Below are 23,091 nucleotides of genomic sequence, written 5' to 3' on the forward strand. Positions count from 1 at the left end.
GAGATTCTGCCACAACCGCCTGTTTTGACTCGCTGTTTATTACCAATGAACTTAATGGTTAACCAGATATCAGATGATACTGGCAGATGTGTCTTTAATATCATCGTGTTTCGCTAGTTCATTCTCTGCTCTGATGGCAGATTTAGCGTGATAAAAACCCAGGTTACCCAAAATAGTCACTGGAAGTAATCGTTGCATATTTAGTGCTGTATAAAGTTCAGACTGCTTATCGTTTAATATCGATGCAAAATCAGCCCCCTTCTCAGCGTTTAAGACTGCATTAATTATTAATTCCATTTTTGCGTTGCTGTTACGCCAGTATGGGTTCCAGCTATTTTGATTCTCAGCCAGGCGGGTAATCAGGTTTATAATCGTATTACCTATCTTTCCCTGATTATTTAAGATCGCAATTGCTTTATCATAATTACTCAGCTCCGCTTCCTTTGGAGTAAACACTAATTCTGAAGTGTTTAACCGTTCGGAGAGTTGCTCTTTGATATGTACATAGAATTCATTGATTTTGGCATCCATAAATGGAAAGTTATCAGCTAATTCCTCAGATAGTTCCGGGGACAGTTTAAGCATATCAGGAAGCGGCATGGAGGACGCCTTTTCAAATAATTGATTAATTTCCTCGATTATTTCTGAGCTATACGCTAGACATGCCTCATTTTTGTCTTGCAGCTCTCGTAATTTATTAGCAAATTGAATAATAATCCCTACATGGCCAAAAAAATTGGAAACAGTGTCGAATGCTTTCTTTGCATTGATAGTTCGATTCCCCAACTGAATTGTTAATGGTATCTTTTTTTGCTCATTCACAGCCTGATCATACGTGTTTATCTGTATACACAATTCGTTGAATAAAGGCATTAGCTGCTTCACATATAAATCCTGCTGATTAATTGCAGCTGCTATATATTCATAAATTTTTGAAAATTCAAGAACACGTTCCAACGACATTTTACTAATGTAGGACTCGTAGCCTGATACTATTTCATGCCTTTGTAACTGCGTTAAATCCGCATCAAAATGATTTAAAAACGCTTCCAGGTTTGATGGGGTTGCCAGGGCAGGCAATATAAAATGAAAATGCTCATGCTGGCTCTTTTTGATTAGCCAGCCAAGATGCTTATTGCGGGAGTTATGGGCATAATCATGCATTACGCCTTCACCGATGGCCAGTGTTTCATACTTATGCCCCAAGCGATCATAACGCTCCCTGAACGCTTCCAGTTTATCTAATGGCACATAAACACTTATAAACCGGCCATTAATTTTTATTTTTTGAATAAGGGGATTTTCAGGAAATCTTTTTAAAAACATATCGGCTCTCCAAAACAATTGAGCCATTATAACATTAATTGACCTATATTTGAACACCAATTTTTGTTAGTTGCTTATCAGGTCAAAATGACTTTGAATAATGTCGTTTCCGCGTAGGCGGAAATCCATCTTGCAAACAACGTCAGGAATTATCTTGAGAAATAGATTCCCGCCTTTGCGGGAACGACACGATAATAGATCTGTTTGAGTAATTGGTAAGTCATCCGCTGACTATATAAATAATGAAGGGGACTCCTCAGAGACAAGCCGAGCTACACATAAGTCTATAATCGACTTATTCGTGTTCGGGATCGACTACAAATATTCCAGGTGCATTACGCAGATACTCATTGTAGTCCATTCCATAACCAAAAATATAATGATCCTCTACCTCAAGCCCGACAAAATCTGCTTTTTGCAGGCCATTAGGAACTCTCTTGCGGTATTTATCTACCAGAACAGCACTATACACTGCCTCAGCCCCCATCGCGCCCACTGTGTCGATAATAGCTGCCAGAGTAACCCCCCCGTCAAGAATGTCATCTACTACCAATACCGTACGCCCTTCAAGATTTACGCTGGGCTTTACTTTCCAGATAAGCTCGCCGCCACGAATCTCGCCGTTATAGCGTGTCGCATGGACATAATCAACTTCCAGAGGAAAGTTAAGCCGGGGAAGCAAGTTGCCCATAGGAACCAGGCCGCCAATCATAACGCATAAGATGACCGGATTTTTATCCTGCAGCACTTCATTGATACTGGCCGCCATCTTGTCCAAGGCAGCTTCCACTTCCTGGGTGCTGAAAAGAAGCGATGATTTTTCATAAACTTCTTTGATATTAACTGGTATTGACATCAGAATTCCTAAAATTGAATTAATTAATCTGCAAGCATCGTCTTCATTAAATATTATTCTCTTTTACCAGGCACTGGGAACATACTCACCTTGGCCTCCGACTTGCCATGCTCTTTAATTTTAGCAACTCCCTGCTTGTTTACTTCATCGATTCTATGAATGGAATGAAGCGGGATGAATGTTTTTTTAATGTTGCTAAACTCCAGTTTAAGACGCTCCTCGGAAGGGTCGACTACCAGCGAAGAGTTTTCACCAAATACAAAGTCCTCTACCTCAAGAAAGCCAAACATTTCACTTTCGCTAATTTTACGAGCATAAATTTCATACACCGTCTCCTGATGATTAAACATAATGCGGTAAATAGTTTTTTTTGACATAATTTGACCTGAAGTAAGTGACTTGGGTGCAGTCTATAAAACGATAGACAATCTTAGGCTCTGTGAAGCAATTTTAATTGTGGCTGCAAATGCAGCTAACTGGTGCCAATATGTTTTTGAATTCGTTAAATAGAACTCGCTATTCGCCTCATTCAAAAACATATTAGCACTCAATTATCCGCATTTTCGCTCACAATAAAATTGCTTCACAGAACCTGGCGCGATTATACCGAATTTATTCAGAGTTTACACGTTCCTGTTCATCTTGAGTCAACGAGTCTGCTCTGAGTTACAACCCTGCTGGGCTGGTCGGATACGCATTTCAGCCAATTGCTCTTTGAAAGTTATCGCCTGAGGATGAATGGGATCTTCCTGATATTTTTTCATAACCAGACAATAAAATCCTGAAGGAAGAATCGATATCATCTTGCTTAATTGATTCAACACCTTAAATCGCTGTATCCACAAAGGATTACTGCAAGGCGGGATATAATGAAAATAGGATAAATGGCATTGAATAAAGCCTCGGTGAATCATCGCTCTTTTGACCGAAAAAGCAGAGCGTGTTGTACTTCGAGTATGACCGAAACACAAATCCTCTGACCAGCGCAGGCGCGCTCCCCATAAACTGATTGGATTAATGCCAAGAAATACCGCATAGCCCATGGGTTTTAATATCCGGTCAATTTCATCAACGACCGCCATGCGAGAAGTACCCTCCAGGGTCAATGGCGCTAAAACACAATCGACACTATTTCTGTCGAGAGGCAGCAGATCCAGTTCTGAAATAAACGTACTGAGATTAAGATTGGAATGCGGTGTGGCAATCCATTTGTGCTGATAACGTAAAAGAGGGAGCCATTGGTTTTGCCCACAGCAACCTAATTGCAGCAGGCATTCACCATGAAGCAACTCTTTTAACGGCTGGAGCTCCTCGCAGAACGCTTTTGATACTGACAGACCTGGCTCGCTTAAAAACCATTCATCCAGCATCCTGAATCGGCTCTTTTGTTTTTCTAGGGACAAGCTTTGTTCCAGTTATATACCCAGCTTCTTTTGTATCACAGGCATAACAGAAACAGCAAGATTCCTGTATTTCCTTACCAGCACAGACTCGTCTATTTCGTGCATTGAGCCGATTTTTTGTCTATAGTAATCATAGTATTAACTTCTTAATAAACTGATGGCAATCACAACGGAAGAACAAAGACTACAAGGGATTGCGCAGCTAATGGTCCATGAAAATCTTCTTGACAAGACCAAAGCCCTTGAATGTCAAACCCAGGCTCACCAGAATAAGCAAACTTTATTGCAATATCTGGTGCAGAATCATATTTTAAGCGCACAGCAGGTGGCTTTGATTGTCGCACAGAATTTCGGCCTGCCTTTTATTGATTTGGATAGCGTGGATCCTGAAGTGCTTCCGGTATCACTCGTTAACGAAAAGCTTATTCGACGTCATACCATTCTCCCCCTTTTTACCCGTGGAAACCATCTTTTCCTGGCCACGGATGATCCCAGCAAGCAAGCGTCTTTTAAAGAAATCCAGTTTCATACCGGTCTTCACACCAACACGATTGTTGTTGAAAGCAATAAATTAGCAAAACTGGTTGATCGATTACTCAATGAAAAAGAAAATCAGGGACTAAATGACTACGTTAAGGATGCCAATGACCTTGATGATCTTGAGATAAGCGCGGACGAGGAAGAAGCAGATCGCAGTGCGGCCGGCGAAGATGCTCCCGTTGTTAAATTCGTCAACAAAATTCTTTATGAGGCAATTAAAAAAGGCGTTTCGGACATTCATTTCGAGCCCTATGAGCGTGATTATCGTATCCGCTATCGGCTCGATGGTCTTTTAAACGAAGTGGCTGCCCCTCCTGTCAGTCTGGCAAGTCGAATTACAGCTCGAATAAAAATCATGTCCAATCTGGATATTTCAGAAAAACGAATCCCTCAGGATGGACGTTTTAAAATGAAACTTTCCCGTGCACGCTCTATTGATTTCAGGGTAAGTACCTGTCCGACAATTGCCGGCGAAAAAGTTGTCATGCGGATCCTGGATCCCGGATCAACGAGACTTGGAATTGAGGCCCTTGGATTTAGCCCTCTGCAACGCGCTCATTTTTTAAAAGCAATTGAAAAACCGCAGGGTATGATACTGGTAACCGGCCCGACAGGAAGCGGTAAAACCGTAACCCTCTATACCGCCTTGAATATTCTGAATACTAAAGAAAGTAACATCTCGACAGCGGAAGATCCAGTGGAAATCAAGGTGCCTGGAATTAATCAGGTTAACATTAATCCCAAAGCGGGATTAACGTTTTCAAACACCTTGAGAGCATTTTTACGTCAGGATCCGGATATTATTATGGTGGGGGAAATACGCGATCTCGAAACGGCAGAAATTGCGGTCAAAGCCGCACAAACAGGACATCTTGTCTTATCGACTCTACACACCAATAGTGCAGCGGAAACCCTCACCCGTCTGGTTAATATGGGAATCCCCTCTTTTAATATAGCCAGCTCTGTCAGCCTGTTGATTGCTCAGAGACTTGCGCGTAAATTATGCGATGCCTGTAAAGTAGTTCGTGATGATACCACGCCCAAAAGTCTTGTTGAATTGGGATTCTCAGAGGAAGATAGCCAGAGAATGAAAATCTATAAGGCAGCCGGCTGTCCCAATTGCAATCAAAACGGCTATCGAGGACGTATTGGGCTTTTTGAAGTGATGCCAATGTCCAAGGCACTGGGTGAAATTATCATGTCAGGCGGCACATCCCTTGACATTCTAAAGCAGGCACAGAAAGAAGGAATGTGGACCATTTATCATGCCGGACTTGAAAAAATAAAGGAAGGAATTACGACCATCGAAGAGGTCAACCGAGTCACAATGGATTAACTCAATGGAAAAAACTGAAAATAATTTAAAAAGCTTTCGCTGGGAAGGCGTTAATCGGGCCGGAGAAAAGGTTAAGGGCATAATTGAAGCCAAAACTTTAGTTCTGGCTAAAGCTGATTTAAACAAGCAAGGCTATATCGTTAAAAAAGTAGTCAAAAAGAGAAAGCCCTTTTTTGATAGAAAAAATAAAAAAATCAAGCAGGCAGATATCACAATTTTTAGCCGTCAACTCGCGACTATGATTGCCGCGGGGATCCCCCTCATTCAATCTTTTGATATTGTCACAAAAGGCCAAACGAATGCGAGGATGATCAAACTGCTTGAAAGCGTAAAAAAGGATATTGAGTCCGGTACGGGCATGGCAGAAGCATTATCAAAGCATCCGGTGTATTTCAATGAATTGTTTACAAATCTCGTGGATGCTGGGGAAAAATCGGGTTCACTCGATATCATGCTAGACAAGGTTGCCACTTATAAAGAAAAAATCGAAACCATTAAAAAGAAAATCAAAAAAGCATTAACCTACCCTATCGCCGTCCTTATCGTTGCGATTCTGGTAACCGCTGCATTACTCATCTTTGTAGTGCCGCAATTTCAATCCCTTTTTGAAGGCTTTGGCGCGGACTTGCCCGCTCTGACTCGAGGCGTTATTGATTTATCAAAGTTTTTCCAATCCTATTGGTATATTATCTTTGGATTGCTGGGTGGTGCTATTTATGCCTTTATCCATGCAAAAAATCATTCACCTCAATTTGCGCATACAATTGATCGCAGCCTGCTTAAAATTCCGATTATTGGTACTATTCTCGTCAATGCGTCTATCGCTCGATTCGCTCGAACTCTCTCAATAACCTTTGCAGCTGGATTACCGCTGGTGGATGCACTGAAATCAGTTGCCGGTGCGACAGGAAACATCCTCTATGCAGAGGCTACCGACAAGATTCGCCAGGATGTCTCAACAGGCCAGCAAATGCAGCTTGCCATGCACAATACACATATGTTTCCCAATATGGTGATACAAATGGTTGCCATTGGAGAAGAATCAGGTACTCTTGAAAAGATGTTGGGCAAGGTAGCTGATTTTTATGAGGAAGAGGTTGACAACGCCGTGGATGCCCTAAGCAGTTTGTTAGAACCGATAATTATGTCGATTCTGGGTATTTTGGTGGGCGGATTGGTTGTTGCTATGTATCTGCCTATTTTCAAACTTGGTTCTGTGGTGTAATTTCATGCTTGATCAACTCTCACAACTAAATCCCGCTGTATTATATTCTTTCATAGCTCTATTTACATTGTCAGTAGGCAGTGTACTCAATATGATTATTTATCGTTTGCCAATTATGTTAAAACGACAATGGACAGAGGAGTGCGAGTGTCTTTTAAACCTTGAAACAAAAACACCGGCAGCCAATATTAATCTTTTTTTCCCCCGTTCATTCTGCCCTTCCTGCAAAAAAACGATTCCGGCAATTGCTAATATTCCACTGTTCAGTTATCTCTTTTTGCGTGGAAAGTGCAAATCCTGCAAGCAAAGTATTCCACTTAAATACCCATTTATTGAGTTGCTGACCTGCATCCTTAGTCTTTATGCGACCTGGGTATTCGGCTTTACCTGGTTTTTACCGCTTATTTTTTTGTTTTTATGGATATTAATTATCATGGTCTATATAGACCTTGAACATCAGATCCTTCCTGATAATCTGACCCTAAGTCTATTATGGCTTGGGCTTTTGGCTAATACACAGCATCTGTTTGCAGATTTACCCAATGCAGTCATTTCAGCCGCAGCGGCCTACCTGTTTCTCTGGTCGATTATGAAAATCTTTTATCTCATAACCGGTAAGATAGGAATGGGAAATGGAGACTTTAAGTTATTTGCCGCTTTTGGTGCCTGGTTCGGCTGGATAATGCTTCCTCTGATTTTGCTTTTAGCGTCATTTTGCGGAGCAATTATCGGATTAATATATCTTCGTTTACAGGACAAAGACCGCAATACCCCGATTCCATTTGGCCCATTTTTATGCTTCGCTGGACTAGTCGCTTTATTTTGGGGCAAATCAATAATCCATTGGTATCTTGGATTTTGGCTGTGATTCACTAAAAAAGTGAATTATTCTGCTTATTAACAGCAACAGGCATCAAATTAAGCCCTTAATTGATTATTTATTTTAATAACCAATTCAATAATGTTCCGAGCTTGATATTTGTTTTTTAATATAGCGATATGGTCTTCTACTGTGCGGTAAGACAAATGCAGGCTCTGGGCAATTTCTTTTGCACGTTTACCTTGCATGAGGAAGAGTGCAATATCCAATTGTCTTGGAGTCAGTTTTTTTTCGGCATCGGCGTCTAATAGAAAGTTGATATCGACTTTCTTACAGATCTCAATCGGGGTGCTGTTATATTCATGGATTAATTTGTTTTTTTCAGCACGGTCGATCAGACTTTTACCTTGATCTTGGAAATAGTCACAAAATTTCTGCAAAAAATCCAAATTGTTTAAGTAAAAGTTGACCATGTCTTGCGAATCTGATGAGGTGGCAAAACAGAAAAACTCTGTGTAAGTTTCAGATTTTCGTACTATATAAATGCCATTATGGATCTGAAAATTAACGCGCACCCATTCCACTATCACTTGATTTTTTAAGGAGGAAAAAAGCATTGCCTGATTCAGGTAAAGTTCAGGGCTGGCATCGATGTTGCCAGTTTTATAAAACTCATTCTCCAGAAAAGCCTTTAAATGAGGAGCATTTGTGGTGAGACGAATACGGGAGCCATCCAAATAATTTTTGTTATAAGTAAAGTAATTAATATCGTATTTTTCTAAAGGTTTGATCAGCTCTTGCATTTCGCTGCTGGCTGTAAAGAACAAATGCTTATCCGAAAGATGCATGTTGGAGTAAATACCCATCTAAATGTACATTAATTATACCAATTCTGGCGATTTGAATCAAATCTTCAATATCCAAATCGCTGAGCAATAAAATATTCTATCTGCTACCAAGCTTTAAAATGTTTCTGTATCACTTTGAAAAGGATATATGCACTTAAACAAGAGGGAATTAATGCCAAAAATGCAAAACCAAAGAGATAGGAAACAAACAATTCAATAAATGGCGCAAAAAATATTAATAAAAATTCAGGGAATTTCCAAATCACATAGTTGTTCAACAAAGCATCTAATAGGAACATTAATAATAAAGATAAATTCCCAATATAAAAACCTAATATAAAATAGGGATAAGGCTGGAGTGATAAACGTTTTCTCATTAATTTAATAATCCAGACACTGGCTAAGAGTGACGAAAATAAAATAGTTGTTCCATTTATGTCTTTGCTCAGGGGTGAAGTTGTTAAAATTTTAAAGCTATCAGCAAAGCCAAAGGTTAAAAGAAAAACTATAATACCAAAGAAGAAATAGGAAAGGATGTAAATACTTATTACTTTATATGTTCTCACTAAAAATCACCCTGTGTAAGTGATATAATCCAATTAACACTTCTCCTGGAAATATATAACAATTCTGACAATAATCAATAAGAACGGGATTAATGTCATGGAGACGAAATTTGACTGTGAACAACCTCCTTAAATTACTAATCTGGATCCTTATATTTCAGCTGATAGGGTTTTCATTAGGGTTATTAACACAAAGCAACCTACACCCCTGGTACGAAAATCTTGATAAATCAGCTCTCACCCCTCCAGGTTTCATTTTCTCGATTGTCTGGACAATTTTATATGGGATACTTGCCTTCATAGCCTGGACTTTATGGAATAAAGAAAAACATATTTATCCTAACTCATTCCGTTGTTTATTCGCATTCCAGATGATTATAAATTGGCTCTGGACGCCATTTTTCTTTCAATTTCATTACTTGATTTTCAGTGCTTTTCTATTGATGATTCTTACTATACTTAATTTAATATTAATGGTAAAAATACGAACCAGGAATAGATTGGTTTTTTCATTATTAGTACCTTATATTACTTGGCTTGTCTTCGCTTTTTATCTCAATGCAGTTATCGCATTACATAACTAAATAGCAAGCAAACTAGGTGGGTCTGGTATCATATACTGGATGTGAATAAGTATAACATTCCTCTGTAGGCTGTTCGCCGCCCAGGATATTTCGTTTAAAAAATTGCGGCCAGGTTTCAGTACAAGGTTTATTAATTTTCTTATCAATCGAAGTCCAGTTAACATATCGATTGTCCGCAACACTTAGCGTCCTTCTAAAATCAGCTCCATCTTCCTCTTCACCATATTTCTGATAAAAACCGTACTTGATGAATGTATTATATAGCTTACGCAGCTTATATTCCTGGGTATTCTTATTAAAGAACAGTGAATTGGTCTTCATTCATGAAGGCGATTCCTGTTTGTAATACGAGTTTGACTATTTTATTTGACTTCAGCTTCTACGGTACTGTTTATACCAAAAGCTGTAAGCGTTGCTTTTTTAGAAACTATAAACAAGCCTCTGGATGATAAAGACATTTTACCCCCCACAGGTGCCTGCCAAACCACTTCATGTTTTTTTGATTTTGAATAGGCTTTTGTTTCTTTCCCATCCGAAACAAAAACCAGGTTTTTAGTGACCAGGAGATCCTCAACTTTATGGTATTCAGAGCTATCAATGCTCCATACCACATCCCCTGTACCAGCATTGATTGCCGTAAGATGAGAGTCTTTAATAACATAGACGTTTTTATCATCCACTGATGGATTGCTGGACACATTAGAAATTGCAAATTCAATTTTATCTTCTGCGATATTAAATTTAGTTAAGGAATGATTACTGGTCACAAAAGCAGAATCACCCAAGAGGACGGGCGTTGGATCATAGTCATTACTCCATTCCCAATTATCATCGTGAATTTTAGCGAGAACCTTGCCTTTGTTTTTATCAAGCTTATACAGGTATCCGGCATTATAATAAAGGGCATACTGTTTATTTACAGCAGGAGAAGCTCCGTTAGACAAACGAGGAAAAGGAGTATGCCAAAGTTTATTGTCTTTATGTGCATCAAAAGCAGTAATTCCAGAGTAATAACCAGAGCTAATGAACACCACGCCTTCATCAATCACAGGCGCCTTGTAATCCTGGTATTGTGCAGGAAAATGCGATGAAAAAATGTATTCGCCTGTATTTTCATCAAATGCCCTAAGCCTGGTTTTATACGAATCGCTATACACCGTTTGTACATAAACCACACCATCATGATAGGCACTTGGCTGAACGGCAACGTGGTTTAAATCTGCGGTCCAGACAACCTGCCCGTCTGTAAACGAAAATGCTTCTAATGAATTTGCCTGGCCATAGTTATATCTTGAGACAAATACATACTTCTGACCAATGGAGGCCTGATGAACTTCAGTTCTCCAACCTGGAAAGCCATCCCGTCCCACGGATACTGCCCAAAGCTGTCTGATCAGTTCAGGATCAATGGCGATGGGAACATATCCTGTATGGGCAGCATTGCCCTGGTAGGTTTCCCAAATGGAGGTATCGACTGATTGACCCGTGTTTGAGTAAGATACAGAGAATGATAATAGACCAACTGAAAGAGCTCCCAGCTTCCATAACTTGCCAGATAACATCATGTATTCCTTTAATTAAACCACTTCATATCCACGCTGTTATATCATAAAGGTTAGGGCTTTTAAAGCTCAGGCCTATTCACTTGTTGGTTGAGCTGGCATACAGCTCCACTGCGCCCTGTGGCTAAGCCCACTGCCATTAAGTTAGGGAAATTCTGTAATTGCATGTAGGTTGTGCCCTTGGCACAACATTGAGTTCCGAAGTGGTTCAACCCTTTTGTTGGGCCTAATAGCACTTACATAAGGCTTTAACTCTTACTCCTACGTCCCTCGCTTTATGCGGGGAATCCAGTTGATCTATCAGACCTCTGGATCCCTCGGACAAGCCGAGGGACGTAGAAGTTAGGAGCATAGGCAGTATAGAAGAAGCAAATAGGAGTACTAACTTTTGCCTCTGAGTTTAGTTAGGGCAGAAAAGAACTCAGGTTTATTTAAACCGAGAGAGGCAAAGATTTGCGGTACCTTATCCCAGCTATTTTCCTGATTGATACTGGCAACAATCATCTCAAAACCTTTCTCACGATCGGGCTCAACACCCCAGCCATTGATATAGGCAAGTCCTTGCAAGCGTTTGGCCTGGATGTGATTTAGTTTCTGTGCAGCAATAAAATAGGCATGCGCTTCGTCATACAATTGAGTCATATGTTTTTCATTGATTGTGCTGGAAAAGATTTTATCTTTTTCCAATTGCTCTCTGAATTTAGCTTCCTCCAGGAGATCTTTCCCCAGCAGATACTGGGCTTCTGCATCATCAATTGCTGCGGCTGCGCGTTGGCACTCCCGAATCATCTGATCAGCAAATGGATACTTTTTCTTTCCCCTCAGGGATTTATAAATATCAATCAGTGATTTATAAATTGCGCGCTCCTTAATCAGAGCCTCTTCGCTCGGCTGAGTACTTAAACGACTTTGCTGCAAAGCCTTTAATTTTTTATTGAGCGATTTGATTTTATAACGTTTAAAAAATGTCATGATTACCCCCAAATTCCTTGTATTTATGAGATATAACTCATATCGAAAACATTAACCAATCTACAAAAAGCACAAGCATTACTATTCCTATGATTAAAAGTAGCAATTGCGATCCGAATGTCACGCTCTCAAGTCTGTTCTTACTCTGTTCTTCTTTCTCATCTGAAGGTTTGTCAAGGCCGTGAATTTTATTATCGATGGCATTGGAAGTACTATAAGAAATTAACCCTGTAATCAATGCCGGGATTAAAAACATCAGAAAAACACTCCAGCCAGCTGCTATTTCACTTATGCCGTACTTTTCAACCAACCACTGACGAAAAGTAATCGCAAACTCTGGCACATCATAAACCCAATTAAAAATGAGATAGGGAAACAGATAAAGCGCAAGGCAAATCAGCACCAGACACATGGCAAGACTAATCATACCCGTTATGAACAACTTATTGTTGTACTCAAATCGACTGGGTTCCATTGCATATCCTCTTAATCATATACAGTGCATAAAGTTCCATCCCTTTGTAAATCAACCAGTTTTTCTATTTGAGAAACTGTTATTCGATAGCGCGATAACGGCGGTAAATCATCTAAAGGGAAAAATTTAACATCACTGATTTCATGGCTCACAGAAAACTCCCCACCAACGATACTGCAATCAAATATACATTTATAAATATAGGGCCAATGTGGCGGATGATCATGTTTTGCTGTATCCCAGAGCGCAAGCAATCTGTTTACCTGACAGATCAGCCCGGTTTCCTCCAATACCTCTTTAGCCACACATTCCGAAGGCGATAGATTTACATCCGCCCATCCACCAGGCAAAGACCATTTATTATCCTGAGCCTCTCTGACTAATAATAATTGATCATCTTTACGAATAAAGGCCCTGACATCTATTTTAGGACAGGAATAACCAATTTCTGTAAGAAACTCTACAGAAAGATGTTCGGAATTTAAGTCGCAAAGAGGTGAAAACAATTCTGCGGCAATTCGCATTAATTGCTGGTAGCGCTCGAGATCAAAGGGATCTTTGCTGTATGCCAGTCCAATTTGAGCTATTGCCTGGATTTCAGTGGCAATTGCGTGTAAATCTCTTGTTTTCTCTTTTAATTCAGTCATTCAAATTGTTTCTATAACTTTATGATTAAATTCAACATAGCAGAAGAATGCACTCTTGCCAAGTTTGCCGAAACTGGATAAATTTTGTAATATAGTGTCAATCTGCTAAACCAAAAGGCAAAAGAATGAAACGGTATGTTTTTATGATTTCAGATGGCACCGGGATTACTGCTGAAACCTTAGGCAATAGCCTGATGACCCAGTTTGAAAATATCGTATTTGAAAAGCAAACCATCCCTTATGTGGATACTCATGATAAAGCGGAAAAAGTCGTTGAGCGCATAAACAATTGCTATAAAGAAACCGGCGTTAAACCCTTGCTGTTTATGACATTGGTCAATATGGAAATCGCCAGGACGATTCGACTGGCAGAGGCCTGTGTTTTTGATTTATTTAATACTTTTATCGGTCCGCTCGAGACTGAACTGCACTCAAAATCATCCTACACTGTAGGCCGTACTCATGGGGTTGCCAATTCTCAATCCTACAGTAATCGCATTGAGGCAGTCGATTATGCCCTGATGCATGATGATGGCATCAAAATCAGGGATTATGATAAAGCCGATATTATTCTTGTGGGCGTCTCACGCTCTGGCAAAACGCCCAGTTGTCTTTATATGGCTTTGCATTTTGGTGTTTTGGCCGCCAATTATCCTTTTACTGAGGAAGACACACTCCATTATCATTTACCCGAGATATTACGGCCTTACAAGCGTAAATTATTTGGCTTAACCATTGATCCTGAACGCCTGCAGCACATAAGAACCGAAAGACGTCCCAATAGTCAGTATGCCTCAGCTGAACAATGCCGGCTTGAAATTGCGGAAGTTGAAGCGATGTATAAACACGAGAACATTCCCTATCTGAATTCAACCCGCTTTTCTATTGAAGAAATCGCTACCAAGATCCTCGCCGCTGCAAATATAAAGCGAAAGTTTTAGAAGAATTCAACTCGCTTGTTGGGACAAGGGCCCATAGTGGTCAGGCTAAGAGTCCCCTCTCCACCACGCGCAGCGGGGGAGAGGGGATAACATTACTTCTTAGCCTGACCGCTATGGGCCAAGGGCCCAACCTGTAAGAATTCCCCTAAGGTTATGGCAATGTAGTTATTTAACCTGCCATATCGCCATAAATTGATCCACAGACATCGCAGCCAGTGAATTGGTATCATACATGGCAGAGGCTATTTTTTCAGTTTGCGGCGTTGAGAAGCGGGTTTTCAGGTTACGCATAAATTTATCATTTAACACCGGGATCCCTTCAGCACGACGTCTCTTATGTCCAATTGGATACTCAATGCTTATCAATTCAGATTGGCTTCCATCTTTAAACACCAGTTGCATACTGTTGGCAATCGAACGTTTGTCCGGATCATGATAATCTTTGGAAAAAGATTCATTTTCAGTAACATGCATCAGTTCCCGCAGCTGGTCGATACGTGGATCGGAAGCATAATCATCTTCATAATGCTCAGCTCTTAAATCACCATGCAATAAGGCAACAGCAGCCATGTACTGCAGGCAATGATCTCTATCCGCCGGATTATGAAGCTTCCCCTGCTTACTAATGATACGAATAGCCGATTCGTGGGTAATCATCTTAATTTGACTAATCTCATCAAACCTTGCAATAACCTCCGGATGAAGTTTCACTGCGCATTCCACGGCAGTTTGTGCATGAAACTCCGCCGGAAAGGATAATTTAAAGAGGACATTTTCCATAACGTAACTGCCATAGGGTCTTTGAAAAGCGAATGGCTTGCCTTTGAAAAGCACATCATAGAAGCCCCATTTGGGTGCTGACAAGGCGCTTGGATAACCCATTTCACCCGCCTTGGCAATCAATGCCAGACGAACTGCACGCGAAGTAGCATCGCCGGCAGCCCAGGATTTTCGTGAACCGGCATTAGGCGCATGGCGATAGGTGCGAAGGCTTTGGCCATCAACAAAAACCTGCGATAAGGTTCTTAACAGCATATCGCGATCACCACCCAACAATTGGGCTGCAACCGCTGTACTGGCCACTTTGACCAGAAAAACATGATCCAGTCCGACACGATTAAAGCTGTTTTCCAGTGCCAGACAACCCTGTATTTCATGCGCCTTGATCATAGCAGTCAAGACATCCTGCATATACAAAGGCGACTTGCCCTGCTTTAAATTGAGTCTGCTTATGTAGTCGGCAACTGCAAGAATTGCCCCTAAATTATCAGATGGATGTCCCCATTCTGCCGCAAGCCAGGTATCGTTAAAATCGAGCCAGCGAATCATCGCGCCAATATTAAAAGCCGCCTGAACCGGATCCAGTTCATAGGATGTTCCTGGCACTCTTGCCCCACCCTGCAGTTCAGCTCCCGGTACAACAGGCCCCAGGAGCTTGGTGCATTCTGAAAAATTAAGCGCCAGCATTCCACAGCCCAGAGTATCCATCAGGCACAGCCTGGCAGTCTCATAAGCTTCAGGGCTATTTATTTCATAGTTCAGAACATAGTCTGCAATATCCTGAATCACCAAGTCATAATCTGGTTTTACATTATCTTCAACATAGGAATGCATATTAACCTCGTTTTTCAATGGGCAGGTAAGATTTTGGCTCTGGTCCGGTATATTCTGAAGTAGGCCTGATCAGCTTGTTATCCGCTCGCTGTTCAAAGACATGGGCAGCCCATCCGGTGATACGGGACATCACAAAAATCGGGGTAAACAGAGGAGTTGGAATACCTGCATAGTGGTATGCCGAGGCACTGTAGAAATCCAGATTGGGAAAGAGCTTCTTTTCTCTGCGCATTACAGCTTCAACCCGCTCAGAAATATGATATAACTGAGTGTCATTACGAACTTCTGCTAATTTCTTCGACCATTCCTTGATAATATCCGAACGCGGATCACTCACGGTATAGACCCGATGGCCGAATCCCATAATTTTTTCTTTATTAGCCAGCATTGACATCAACCGTGATTCTGCCTCATCGGGGTTTTTAAACTGTTCCAGCATTTCCATCGCCGCTTCGTTGGCACCGCCATGCAAGGGTCCACGCAAAGTACCAATAGCTGAAGTAATTGCAGAATAAAAGTCAGACAATGTGGCAGCAGTAACTCTGGCAGCAAAAGTAGACGCGTTAAATTCATGCTCTGCATAAAGAATCAATGAAACATTCATCATATCTCGTTCGAGTTTTTCGGGCTTTCTGCCATGAAGCATTGCCAGAAAATGGCCGCCGATGGACGTTTCATCGGTTTCCAGACTAATTTCCTTACCTTCAAAATGATAGGCATGCCAATAGCAAATCATTCCCGGAAATGAGGCTAGCAGACGATCAGCAATATCATATTGCTGCTTGAAATCAGTTTCCGGCTCAATGTTTCCAAGAAACGAGCACGCTGTTCTTAATACATCCATCGGATGTGAATTCCTGGGAATCATTTTAAGGACTTGTTTTAATGGCTCAGGTAATTTGCGCAGGCTCATCAATCTGTCTTTATAAGCATCCAGCTCTTTTTGAGTGGGTAAATGACCGTAGTGAAGAAGATAGGCCACTTCCTCAAAGCTGGCATACAGGGCCAAGTCATCAATCGAATATCCTCGGTAGTTTAAGCCCTTTCCAGCTTTACCTACTGTACAAATTGCTGACTGCCCAGCAACAACTCCAGCTAATCCGGCTGTATTATTGACCATCCTCTTTCTCCCTCAGTTGATCCAAAATTTGTTCATAGCGGTGATATCCCAAAACATCATATAATTCTTCTCTCGTTTGCATTGAGTCAAGCAATGAAGACTGGGTTCCCTGATTCAGAATTGTTTCATACATTTGTAAAGCAGCTTTTGACATAGCTCTGAAAGCACTCAGCGGGTAAAGAATAAGGCTGATACCTGCCTTCTTCAGCTCGTCGCGCGTGAATAGAGGGGTCTTGCCAAACTCGGTGATATTTGCCAGAACGGGTACAGGTAAACTGTCTGTGAATTGCTTATATTCATCAAGCGAAGCCATTGCCTCTGGGAAAATCATATCAGCACCCAGTTCTACACAAAGCTGGGCACGCTCAATAGCAGCAGTCATGCCTTCTACCGAGTAAGCGTCTGTTCTTGCCATAATGACAAACTGTTCATCAGTACGCGCATCCACCGCGGCTTTTATCCGATCGCCCATTTCGCTCATACTGACTATTGCTTTATTGGGGCGATGGCCGCAACGCTTGGCAATAACCTGATCTTCTATATGAATGGCGGCAACCTTCGCATCTTCCATTGTCCTGATTGTTCTGGCAATGTTGAATGCATGCCCCCAACCGGTATCGACATCCACTAAAAGTGGAAGCTCGCTAACAGAGGTGATCCGTCGCGCATCTTCAGCAACTTCCTGCAAACTGGTCATACCCAAATCCGGTAAACCATGAGATGCGTTGGCGACACCTGCTCCAGATAAATAAATTGCCTGGCAACCTGCACGCTCTGCCAGCATAGCGCAATATGCATTAATTGTTCCCATCACCTGAAGTGGTGCCTGGGTTTTTACTAATAACCTAAATCGTTTCCCTGCAGATTCAGTCATAACATGATTCCATCCTGAGTGTGTTGGCATTTTTACATGATGGATGATGTATGGCAAGACGAAAAGAAAGAAGTTTTAAAAAGCAATTTATGTGAAATAGCAAGAGCTTAAATGAACACAACCGATATGGACTATAGTGAGGCTTGCGTGAGCAATCCAAATTAAATCATCAATGCTTAGTCTGGATTGCGCACCAAATCTTTAACACTCGATAAACAATTTCAGCTTATCGTTTATCGATTTGCTTCCACCAATTGGTTTTGGTTTGAGTAGCCCAATGGCCTTCACGCATGCGATTAACAAACTCTTCAGTTTTCTCAGGGCTTGAAGATTTGCTATCCAGCTTGATGCACCAATCCCAATCGCCAGTGGTTGACCACATATTTTCTATGCCGTCCCATTTGGACATCATGTTCATCATGTCAGAAGATGATTTTTCAGTTTTTAAGAAAATAACGCTGTTCCAATTGTTCATCATTTTAACTATCCTTAGTCAATTTATAAAAATCGTCTTTACCGACGACTTATTCAGCATAAACCATAATATTAAAACTTGCCACGGACATTCAGACGATGCTTTAAAAATTCTCTCTCCCCTTAAAGCAATCCTCACCCTAGCCCTCACTGCTATTAAGTTAAGGAATTATTGTAGGTTGGGCCCTTGGCCCAACAAAGGGGTTGAACCACTCCAGAACTCAATGTTGGGCCCTTGGCCCAACCTACATACTGAGGAATGGATTCCCGCCTTTCGCGGGAATGACATAACCCCTTAACTTAATGGCAGTGAGAGTTAGAGAGAGAACATTCTTTTAAGTTTAACACCCATTCTGTAACTCAAGGACAGTGAGACTGTGAGAAACAAATACTAAATCACCAGCTGGCCTTTAAGAAACCACTTGCAGCTGCCAGTTATATATACTCTGTCAGAGGAAACCTCACACCAAAGCTCGCCTTTTCTTAAAGAACCCTGAACTGCTTTTAAAGTATTCTTTTGCAAGCGTTCAGCCCAAAATGGTGCCAGTACACAATGCGCTGATCCAGTTACCGGATCCTCAGTGATATTATGCTTGGGATAAAAACAGCGCGAGTAAAAATCATGATCTGCTGCAGCTGACGTAATAATTAAACCGCGTTTGGGTAATAAGCTTAAACTTCGATAATCTATTTGTGCCGAAGCGACCGAAGTTTCATCAGAAAGCAGAAACAGATAATCCAGTTCACTTTCATAAAACTCCACTACTTTCTGATCGATCAGCGTCTCATATTGTTCCGGTGCATGGATTTGAGAATATCCGAGTCTGGGGAAATCAAGCATGTAACGCTCTGATTTCTTTTTGACGCTTAACTGTCCACCGATACTGGAAAAATGAATCACATCGCCGCTGCACTTGCCCAGTTCAAACAGAACGAATCCAGCTGCCAGAGTGGCATGACCGCAAAGACTGATTTCGCCTTTAGGAGTAAACCAGCGGATATGAAAGCCATTACTCGTTTCAATGACAAATGCAGTCTCGGACAAATTGTTCTCTACCGCGATTGCCTGCATCAACTCATCATTTAACCAGTCGCTTAAGAGACAGACTGCCGCTGGATTACCATGAAAAATCTTGTCAGTGAACGCATCTATTTGAAAAATTTCAATACTTAACACAACAAACCCCTCATGGCAGTCGGTCTTAACAAATGCTGCCAAGATTAACTATCTCTGCAATCAGAATCAAGGAAAAGTTATTTGAACGCAGAATCTATTTTTTGTGCATAATTACTATTTTTTCCCAAACACAATACGTTTGATTAAAAAACGACCCGCTGATAGTGCTCGGATAGTGTCTCTGGGCAGAAATCCAGGTTCATTATTTATAAGCCCGGCAAGCCATTCCGCACAGACAGGCACGCTGGTCAAACCACGCGATCCAAATCCTGAACACAGATACAATCCGGGAAGATAGCTCCCACTCGCGGCAATCCAGCGTTTGGAGTCATCGGCCAATTCTGCAAAGCGCTGCAAAAACGTATGCTCATCAGGTACAGGTCCTACCACTGGAAGATAATCCGGAGCTGCAGCCCGGACACCGGCCCATTGTTCACGAACCTCTTTTTGCCAGTTTACATTAGCAGCCAAGGTGGAAAGCCTGTTCAAGTTCAGCTGGCTCCCCTGGTTATCCGCTTGATCATGCGTAAAACCTAATTCAAATGTAGCACCCAAGGCATGAAGACCATTTCGCGCAGGCAGCACATGACCATCGCCGCACAGAGGCCGCGTTAAAGCTCGACTTTCCAATGATTCATCAATCCAGGTCATCTGCCCTTTGATAGGTTTCAATGGCAGCCAGCTGGTTTGCTCAAACTGATTTGCCTGATATCCATTTGCAATAACCAGGACTTCCGCTCTCTGGCTATTAACCAGCCAGTATCCATTCTCGTAGTGAATTTGAGAAATAGATGTATCAGTCTGAGTATTAATTCCTGGATGCTCAAGTAAAAAACGACATAACTCAGGCAGATCGATCCATCCGGTCTCAGGTATAAACAAACCTCCATTTTCCAAAACAATACCAGCCTTTTGAGAAGCCTCTTTTGCATCGATTGGAACAGCCATTTCAGGATATCGTTCGAGCCATTTTTTTAAACTGGACTGTAATTTACGTTCCTTATCACTATAAGCAAGTTGAATAATACCCTTTAAATCTGCAAACTTTTCAATGGCTGGTAATTGCTTATAAAAACGCAGCGCATAAAGATAGGCCATCAGCATGAAATCGGTCAGTGGAGATTTAAAAGCAGATAGCTGAGGATATAATATCGCCTGCGAGTTTCCTGAGGCGCCCTGAGCTGGATTGGCTGCCCGTTCAAGCACTGTGACTTTCCATCCCCGCCGAGCCAGCGCATTGGCAGTCATTGCTCCTGCAAGACCTGCCCCTATAATAGCTGCCTTGCGGGCTGCTACTTCTTTTTTTGTTGAAAAATGCCAGGGAGTACTTCGTCTGCCGCCATTATACCGTGCGGTAAGAAGTTCCCCGCTTAGCATATCAGTCTTCGCATCCAGTTTCTTTTGTTTATTGATTATAAAACCACAGGTTAATAAATTGTCTTTAACCCTGCTTCCCGTAGACCGTGTCGCGAATGTGCAGGCCGGCCTGGACAGCAAGGCAATCACCTTAAAGAGATCTTCACTCCACATGGATTCATTTTTTTCAGGATCAAAGCCATCAAAGTACCAGGCATCAAATCCTGCACATTTCAGCTGGGTATCCAGTTTTAAATCACCTGAGACTGATAGCTGCTTAAAACAGGAGTCTGCCTCGCCCAGCATTAGAATTAATTTGACTTTTCCTTCGGAAAGAGAAAGATAATGAAATCCTGGCGTCAATAGAGGATACTGGCTAATCAACTCGGCCGATAAGCATTCAAACTCAGGCCATTGAGCAAGACATTTTTTCAAATCAGCAATAGATAATGGATGCTTTTCACAACTGTAATAATACAATATTGCCTCTTCAGGCGCATGTTGAAGCCAGTAATGCCAGGTTATAAGAAAGTTTAAGGCAGTTCCGAATCCTGTTTCTCCAATACAAAATTGCTTGCGTGCAAGAGGCTGTAATTTTAGCCAGCGATTGATTAAATCATTACCTTCTATGAAAACATCTCTCGCCTCTGACAAAGCATTTTCTCCGGAAAAATAGGAGTCTTGGTACAAAAGTGAATAAGGAATGTTTTCCTGCCAGACAATTTGGGCAGTTTCTATAGGGATAAAGGGATTACTCACATGAAGAGCTCTTCAAAAATACAACTGACAACAGTGTATCCCGATTAGCTCTTCATGAACAGGCAGTGATCCTTTGAATTCTTATCCAATTGCAGCTAGTGTGCTGACATTTGTTTTTGAACTAAGCGTGGATTTATACATCCACCGCTTCAATAAGGGAGTCAATGTAAATAGCAAACAACCGGCAGCGATAGCCGTTATACCCAGAACAAGAAACACGCGGCCATATCCTGGGTTCGTAATAAGCGGTTCAACGCTATTCATCCCGGCGGTCATCCAGTTAGAGCTATAGCTGGAAAGCGTTGCTCCCACACCTGTGGTCAGCATCCACATTCCCATCATTACCCCCTGCAACGAGGCCGGAGCCAGGCTCCCCACCATTGCATAGCCTATGGGTGAAATTAATAATTCGCCTGCGCTCTGTAAAATAAAGCTGCTAACAACCCAAAACGGGGAAGTCAGTCCCCTGGCATCTGCATGACTGATACCTATAGGTAATATTGCAAAGGCAACGCCAATAAATACCAGGGCAATCGCGAATTGAGTGGGAATATTTACACCAATATTACGGGCTCTTAATTTATTTAGTATCACACTTAATAACGGTCCGCCGAAAACAATACAAATTGTATTAATATTCTGGAACCACTGCGGTGGAATGGTCACAAATAGCCAGTGGCGCTGTACATTATGGTCAATAAAATGGGTAAGACCCATTGGTCCTATCTGATACAAGGTCCAGAATACAATGCTTACCGCCATCAACGTAATAAAGGCATAAATCTTGTCTCGAGCCACAGGGGTGTCCTGTGATCTTGCAATGTACAATATCACCAGCAGCATTATTCCCCCGGTTGTCAGAACCAGCTTGTTAGCAAACGCGGCGAAATGAAGCAAAGGCTGCAGTAGAAGGAATAGCAGGAAGACCATTATGGCGCCTAATACAAGAAACTTTTTCTGCTTTCGTCTTGGCAGCCTGGCATAAATCGTATCCTTATCAGCGAGAGATGGCCAATTATAAAGACAAATAACCAGCGCTATTAAATTTCCCAGGCTGCTTAATAAAAATAATCGTTCATATCCCTGAGATAATTGGAAATACCCGCTTAAAGTAAATCCCACGAAAAAACCAATATTCATACCGGCATAGTTATATAAAAAAGCCGTTTCCCTGCGAGTGTCTTCAGGAGAAAACAATTGCGTCAGTATGCAGTTGATACAAGTGACGTTCAAACCACAACCTGTCAAAAATGCAGCAAGTCCATAATAAAGGTAAGTCAGACTCTCCGTTGAAAGCAAAATACAACCAATAACCTGAGCAAGCATTCCAATGCTGAACAACATTCGGTTGGAAAGATAGCGGCCACCCCAGCAACCACCCAGCAGATGGAGAGCAAAATTGAAGGCGACAAATACACCCATTATACTGTTGGCATTCTGTGCCGATAGATTTAAGGGGCCAGTCATATACAGAACAAGAGTGGAATAGAGAACGCTAAAACTTAAAGTCGAAAAAATTTGAATACAAAACAGAGCAAATACACCTTGCGGCCAATTAGTTGAGGCTGATTGGATTCTATCTTCTGTCGACACAATACGTCCTTCTGTTAGATTGC

Annotated in this window: 23 protein-coding genes; 5 read left to right on the forward strand and 18 right to left on the reverse strand. The window is 41.5% G+C overall.

Annotated elements, in window-relative coordinates:
- Positions 1 to 69: 69 nt before the first annotated feature.
- From LXA66_RS02400 to LXA66_RS02415, 4 genes are all read right to left on the reverse strand, one after another.
- Positions 70 to 1,326, reverse strand: coding sequence for a hypothetical protein (locus LXA66_RS02400; protein ID WP_233011760.1), 1,257 nt, complete (start codon positions 1,324 to 1,326; stop codon positions 70 to 72).
- Between the two features lie 295 nt (positions 1,327 to 1,621).
- A complete protein-coding gene (locus LXA66_RS02405) occupies positions 1,622 to 2,182 on the reverse strand; it encodes a hypoxanthine-guanine phosphoribosyltransferase (RefSeq protein WP_233011761.1) in 561 nt (186 codons plus the stop codon).
- Positions 2,183 to 2,235: 53 nt separating this feature from the next.
- Entirely contained in the window at positions 2,236 to 2,559 is a 324-nt protein-coding gene (locus tag LXA66_RS02410) for a DUF1820 family protein (RefSeq protein ID WP_058508328.1), read from the reverse strand.
- 270 nt (positions 2,560 to 2,829) lie between these two features.
- On the reverse strand, positions 2,830 to 3,585 hold the full coding sequence (locus tag LXA66_RS02415; protein WP_233011762.1) for a methyltransferase domain-containing protein: 756 nt from the start codon (positions 3,583 to 3,585) through the stop codon (positions 2,830 to 2,832).
- 157 nt (positions 3,586 to 3,742) lie between these two features.
- Between LXA66_RS02415 and pilB the strand changes: the two genes are divergently transcribed.
- Genes pilB through LXA66_RS02430 form a run of 3 tightly spaced genes read left to right on the forward strand, consistent with a single transcriptional unit; the run spans position 3,743 to position 7,554 of the window.
- Positions 3,743 to 5,461, forward strand: coding sequence for a type IV-A pilus assembly ATPase PilB (gene pilB, locus LXA66_RS02420; RefSeq protein ID WP_233011763.1), 1,719 nt, complete (start codon positions 3,743 to 3,745; stop codon positions 5,459 to 5,461).
- A 4-nt stretch (positions 5,462 to 5,465) separates the two neighbouring features.
- Positions 5,466 to 6,686, forward strand: coding sequence for a type II secretion system F family protein (locus LXA66_RS02425; RefSeq protein ID WP_233011764.1), 1,221 nt, complete (start codon positions 5,466 to 5,468; stop codon positions 6,684 to 6,686).
- 4 nt (positions 6,687 to 6,690) lie between these two features.
- Positions 6,691 to 7,554: an A24 family peptidase gene (locus LXA66_RS02430; protein ID WP_233011765.1), complete on the forward strand. Its 864-nt coding sequence runs from the start codon at positions 6,691 to 6,693 to the stop codon at positions 7,552 to 7,554.
- Between the two features lie 50 nt (positions 7,555 to 7,604).
- On the opposite strand, the gene LXA66_RS02435 is transcribed toward LXA66_RS02430, so the two are convergent.
- Complete coding sequence (locus LXA66_RS02435) at positions 7,605 to 8,309, reverse strand: response regulator transcription factor (RefSeq protein ID WP_233011766.1); 705 nt, start codon at positions 8,307 to 8,309, stop codon at positions 7,605 to 7,607.
- Positions 8,310 to 8,458: 149 nt separating this feature from the next.
- Complete coding sequence (locus LXA66_RS02440; protein WP_233011767.1) at positions 8,459 to 8,920, reverse strand: hypothetical protein; 462 nt, start codon at positions 8,918 to 8,920, stop codon at positions 8,459 to 8,461.
- A gap of 92 nt (positions 8,921 to 9,012) precedes the next feature.
- On the opposite strand from LXA66_RS02440, the gene LXA66_RS15885 reads away from it, so the two are divergent.
- Positions 9,013 to 9,504: a TspO/MBR family protein gene (locus LXA66_RS15885; protein ID WP_370637126.1), complete on the forward strand. Its 492-nt coding sequence runs from the start codon at positions 9,013 to 9,015 to the stop codon at positions 9,502 to 9,504.
- A gap of 12 nt (positions 9,505 to 9,516) precedes the next feature.
- On the opposite strand, the gene LXA66_RS02445 is transcribed toward LXA66_RS15885, so the two are convergent.
- The 5 genes from LXA66_RS02445 to LXA66_RS02465 form a co-directional block, all read right to left on the reverse strand.
- Positions 9,517 to 9,825, reverse strand: coding sequence for a hypothetical protein (locus LXA66_RS02445; RefSeq protein WP_233011768.1), 309 nt, complete (start codon positions 9,823 to 9,825; stop codon positions 9,517 to 9,519).
- 41 nt (positions 9,826 to 9,866) lie between these two features.
- Entirely contained in the window at positions 9,867 to 11,069 is a 1,203-nt protein-coding gene (locus LXA66_RS02450; RefSeq protein ID WP_233011769.1) for a PQQ-binding-like beta-propeller repeat protein, read from the reverse strand.
- Positions 11,070 to 11,447: 378 nt separating this feature from the next.
- Entirely contained in the window at positions 11,448 to 12,038 is a 591-nt protein-coding gene (locus tag LXA66_RS02455) for a hypothetical protein (RefSeq protein ID WP_233011770.1), read from the reverse strand.
- A 37-nt stretch (positions 12,039 to 12,075) separates the two neighbouring features.
- The gene (locus tag LXA66_RS02460) at positions 12,076 to 12,513 is read right to left on the reverse strand and encodes a hypothetical protein (RefSeq protein WP_233011771.1); all 438 of its coding nucleotides are present in this window, start codon (positions 12,511 to 12,513) and stop codon (positions 12,076 to 12,078) included.
- An 11-nt stretch (positions 12,514 to 12,524) separates the two neighbouring features.
- Positions 12,525 to 13,160: an NUDIX hydrolase gene (locus tag LXA66_RS02465; RefSeq protein WP_233011772.1), complete on the reverse strand. Its 636-nt coding sequence runs from the start codon at positions 13,158 to 13,160 to the stop codon at positions 12,525 to 12,527.
- 125 nt (positions 13,161 to 13,285) lie between these two features.
- On the opposite strand from LXA66_RS02465, the gene LXA66_RS02470 reads away from it, so the two are divergent.
- A complete protein-coding gene (locus LXA66_RS02470; RefSeq protein ID WP_233011773.1) occupies positions 13,286 to 14,101 on the forward strand; it encodes a pyruvate, water dikinase regulatory protein in 816 nt (271 codons plus the stop codon).
- A 165-nt stretch (positions 14,102 to 14,266) separates the two neighbouring features.
- Here the strand turns inward: LXA66_RS02470 and LXA66_RS02475 are convergent, their stop codons facing one another.
- From LXA66_RS02475 to LXA66_RS02505, 7 genes are all read right to left on the reverse strand, one after another.
- Positions 14,267 to 15,715 (reverse strand): bifunctional 2-methylcitrate dehydratase/aconitate hydratase, encoded by a 1,449-nt coding sequence (locus tag LXA66_RS02475; RefSeq protein WP_233011774.1) that lies wholly within the window; start codon positions 15,713 to 15,715, stop codon positions 14,267 to 14,269.
- 1 nt (position 15,716) lies between these two features.
- A complete protein-coding gene (gene prpC / locus LXA66_RS02480) occupies positions 15,717 to 16,835 on the reverse strand; it encodes a 2-methylcitrate synthase (RefSeq protein ID WP_112218401.1) in 1,119 nt (372 codons plus the stop codon).
- Positions 16,825 to 17,709, reverse strand: a complete 885-nt coding sequence (gene prpB / locus LXA66_RS02485; protein WP_233011775.1) for a methylisocitrate lyase — start codon at positions 17,707 to 17,709, stop codon at positions 16,825 to 16,827. Before prpB ends, prpC begins: the two co-directional genes overlap by 11 nt.
- Positions 17,710 to 17,935: 226 nt before the next feature.
- Positions 17,936 to 18,184, reverse strand: coding sequence for a hypothetical protein (locus LXA66_RS02490; protein ID WP_058508394.1), 249 nt, complete (start codon positions 18,182 to 18,184; stop codon positions 17,936 to 17,938).
- A gap of 390 nt (positions 18,185 to 18,574) precedes the next feature.
- A complete protein-coding gene (locus LXA66_RS02495; protein WP_233011776.1) occupies positions 18,575 to 19,360 on the reverse strand; it encodes a PhzF family phenazine biosynthesis protein in 786 nt (261 codons plus the stop codon).
- Between the two features lie 114 nt (positions 19,361 to 19,474).
- A complete protein-coding gene (gene mnmC / locus LXA66_RS02500; RefSeq protein WP_233011777.1) occupies positions 19,475 to 21,475 on the reverse strand; it encodes a bifunctional tRNA (5-methylaminomethyl-2-thiouridine)(34)-methyltransferase MnmD/FAD-dependent 5-carboxymethylaminomethyl-2-thiouridine(34) oxidoreductase MnmC in 2,001 nt (666 codons plus the stop codon).
- An 81-nt stretch (positions 21,476 to 21,556) separates the two neighbouring features.
- Positions 21,557 to 23,068, reverse strand: a complete 1,512-nt coding sequence (locus LXA66_RS02505; RefSeq protein WP_233011778.1) for an oligopeptide:H+ symporter — start codon at positions 23,066 to 23,068, stop codon at positions 21,557 to 21,559.
- Positions 23,069 to 23,091 lie beyond the last annotated feature (23 nt).

The sequence above is a fragment of the Legionella sp. 16cNR16C genome, from assembly GCF_021297775.1.
Taxonomy (GTDB): domain Bacteria; phylum Pseudomonadota; class Gammaproteobacteria; order Legionellales; family Legionellaceae; genus Legionella_C; species Legionella_C quinlivanii_A.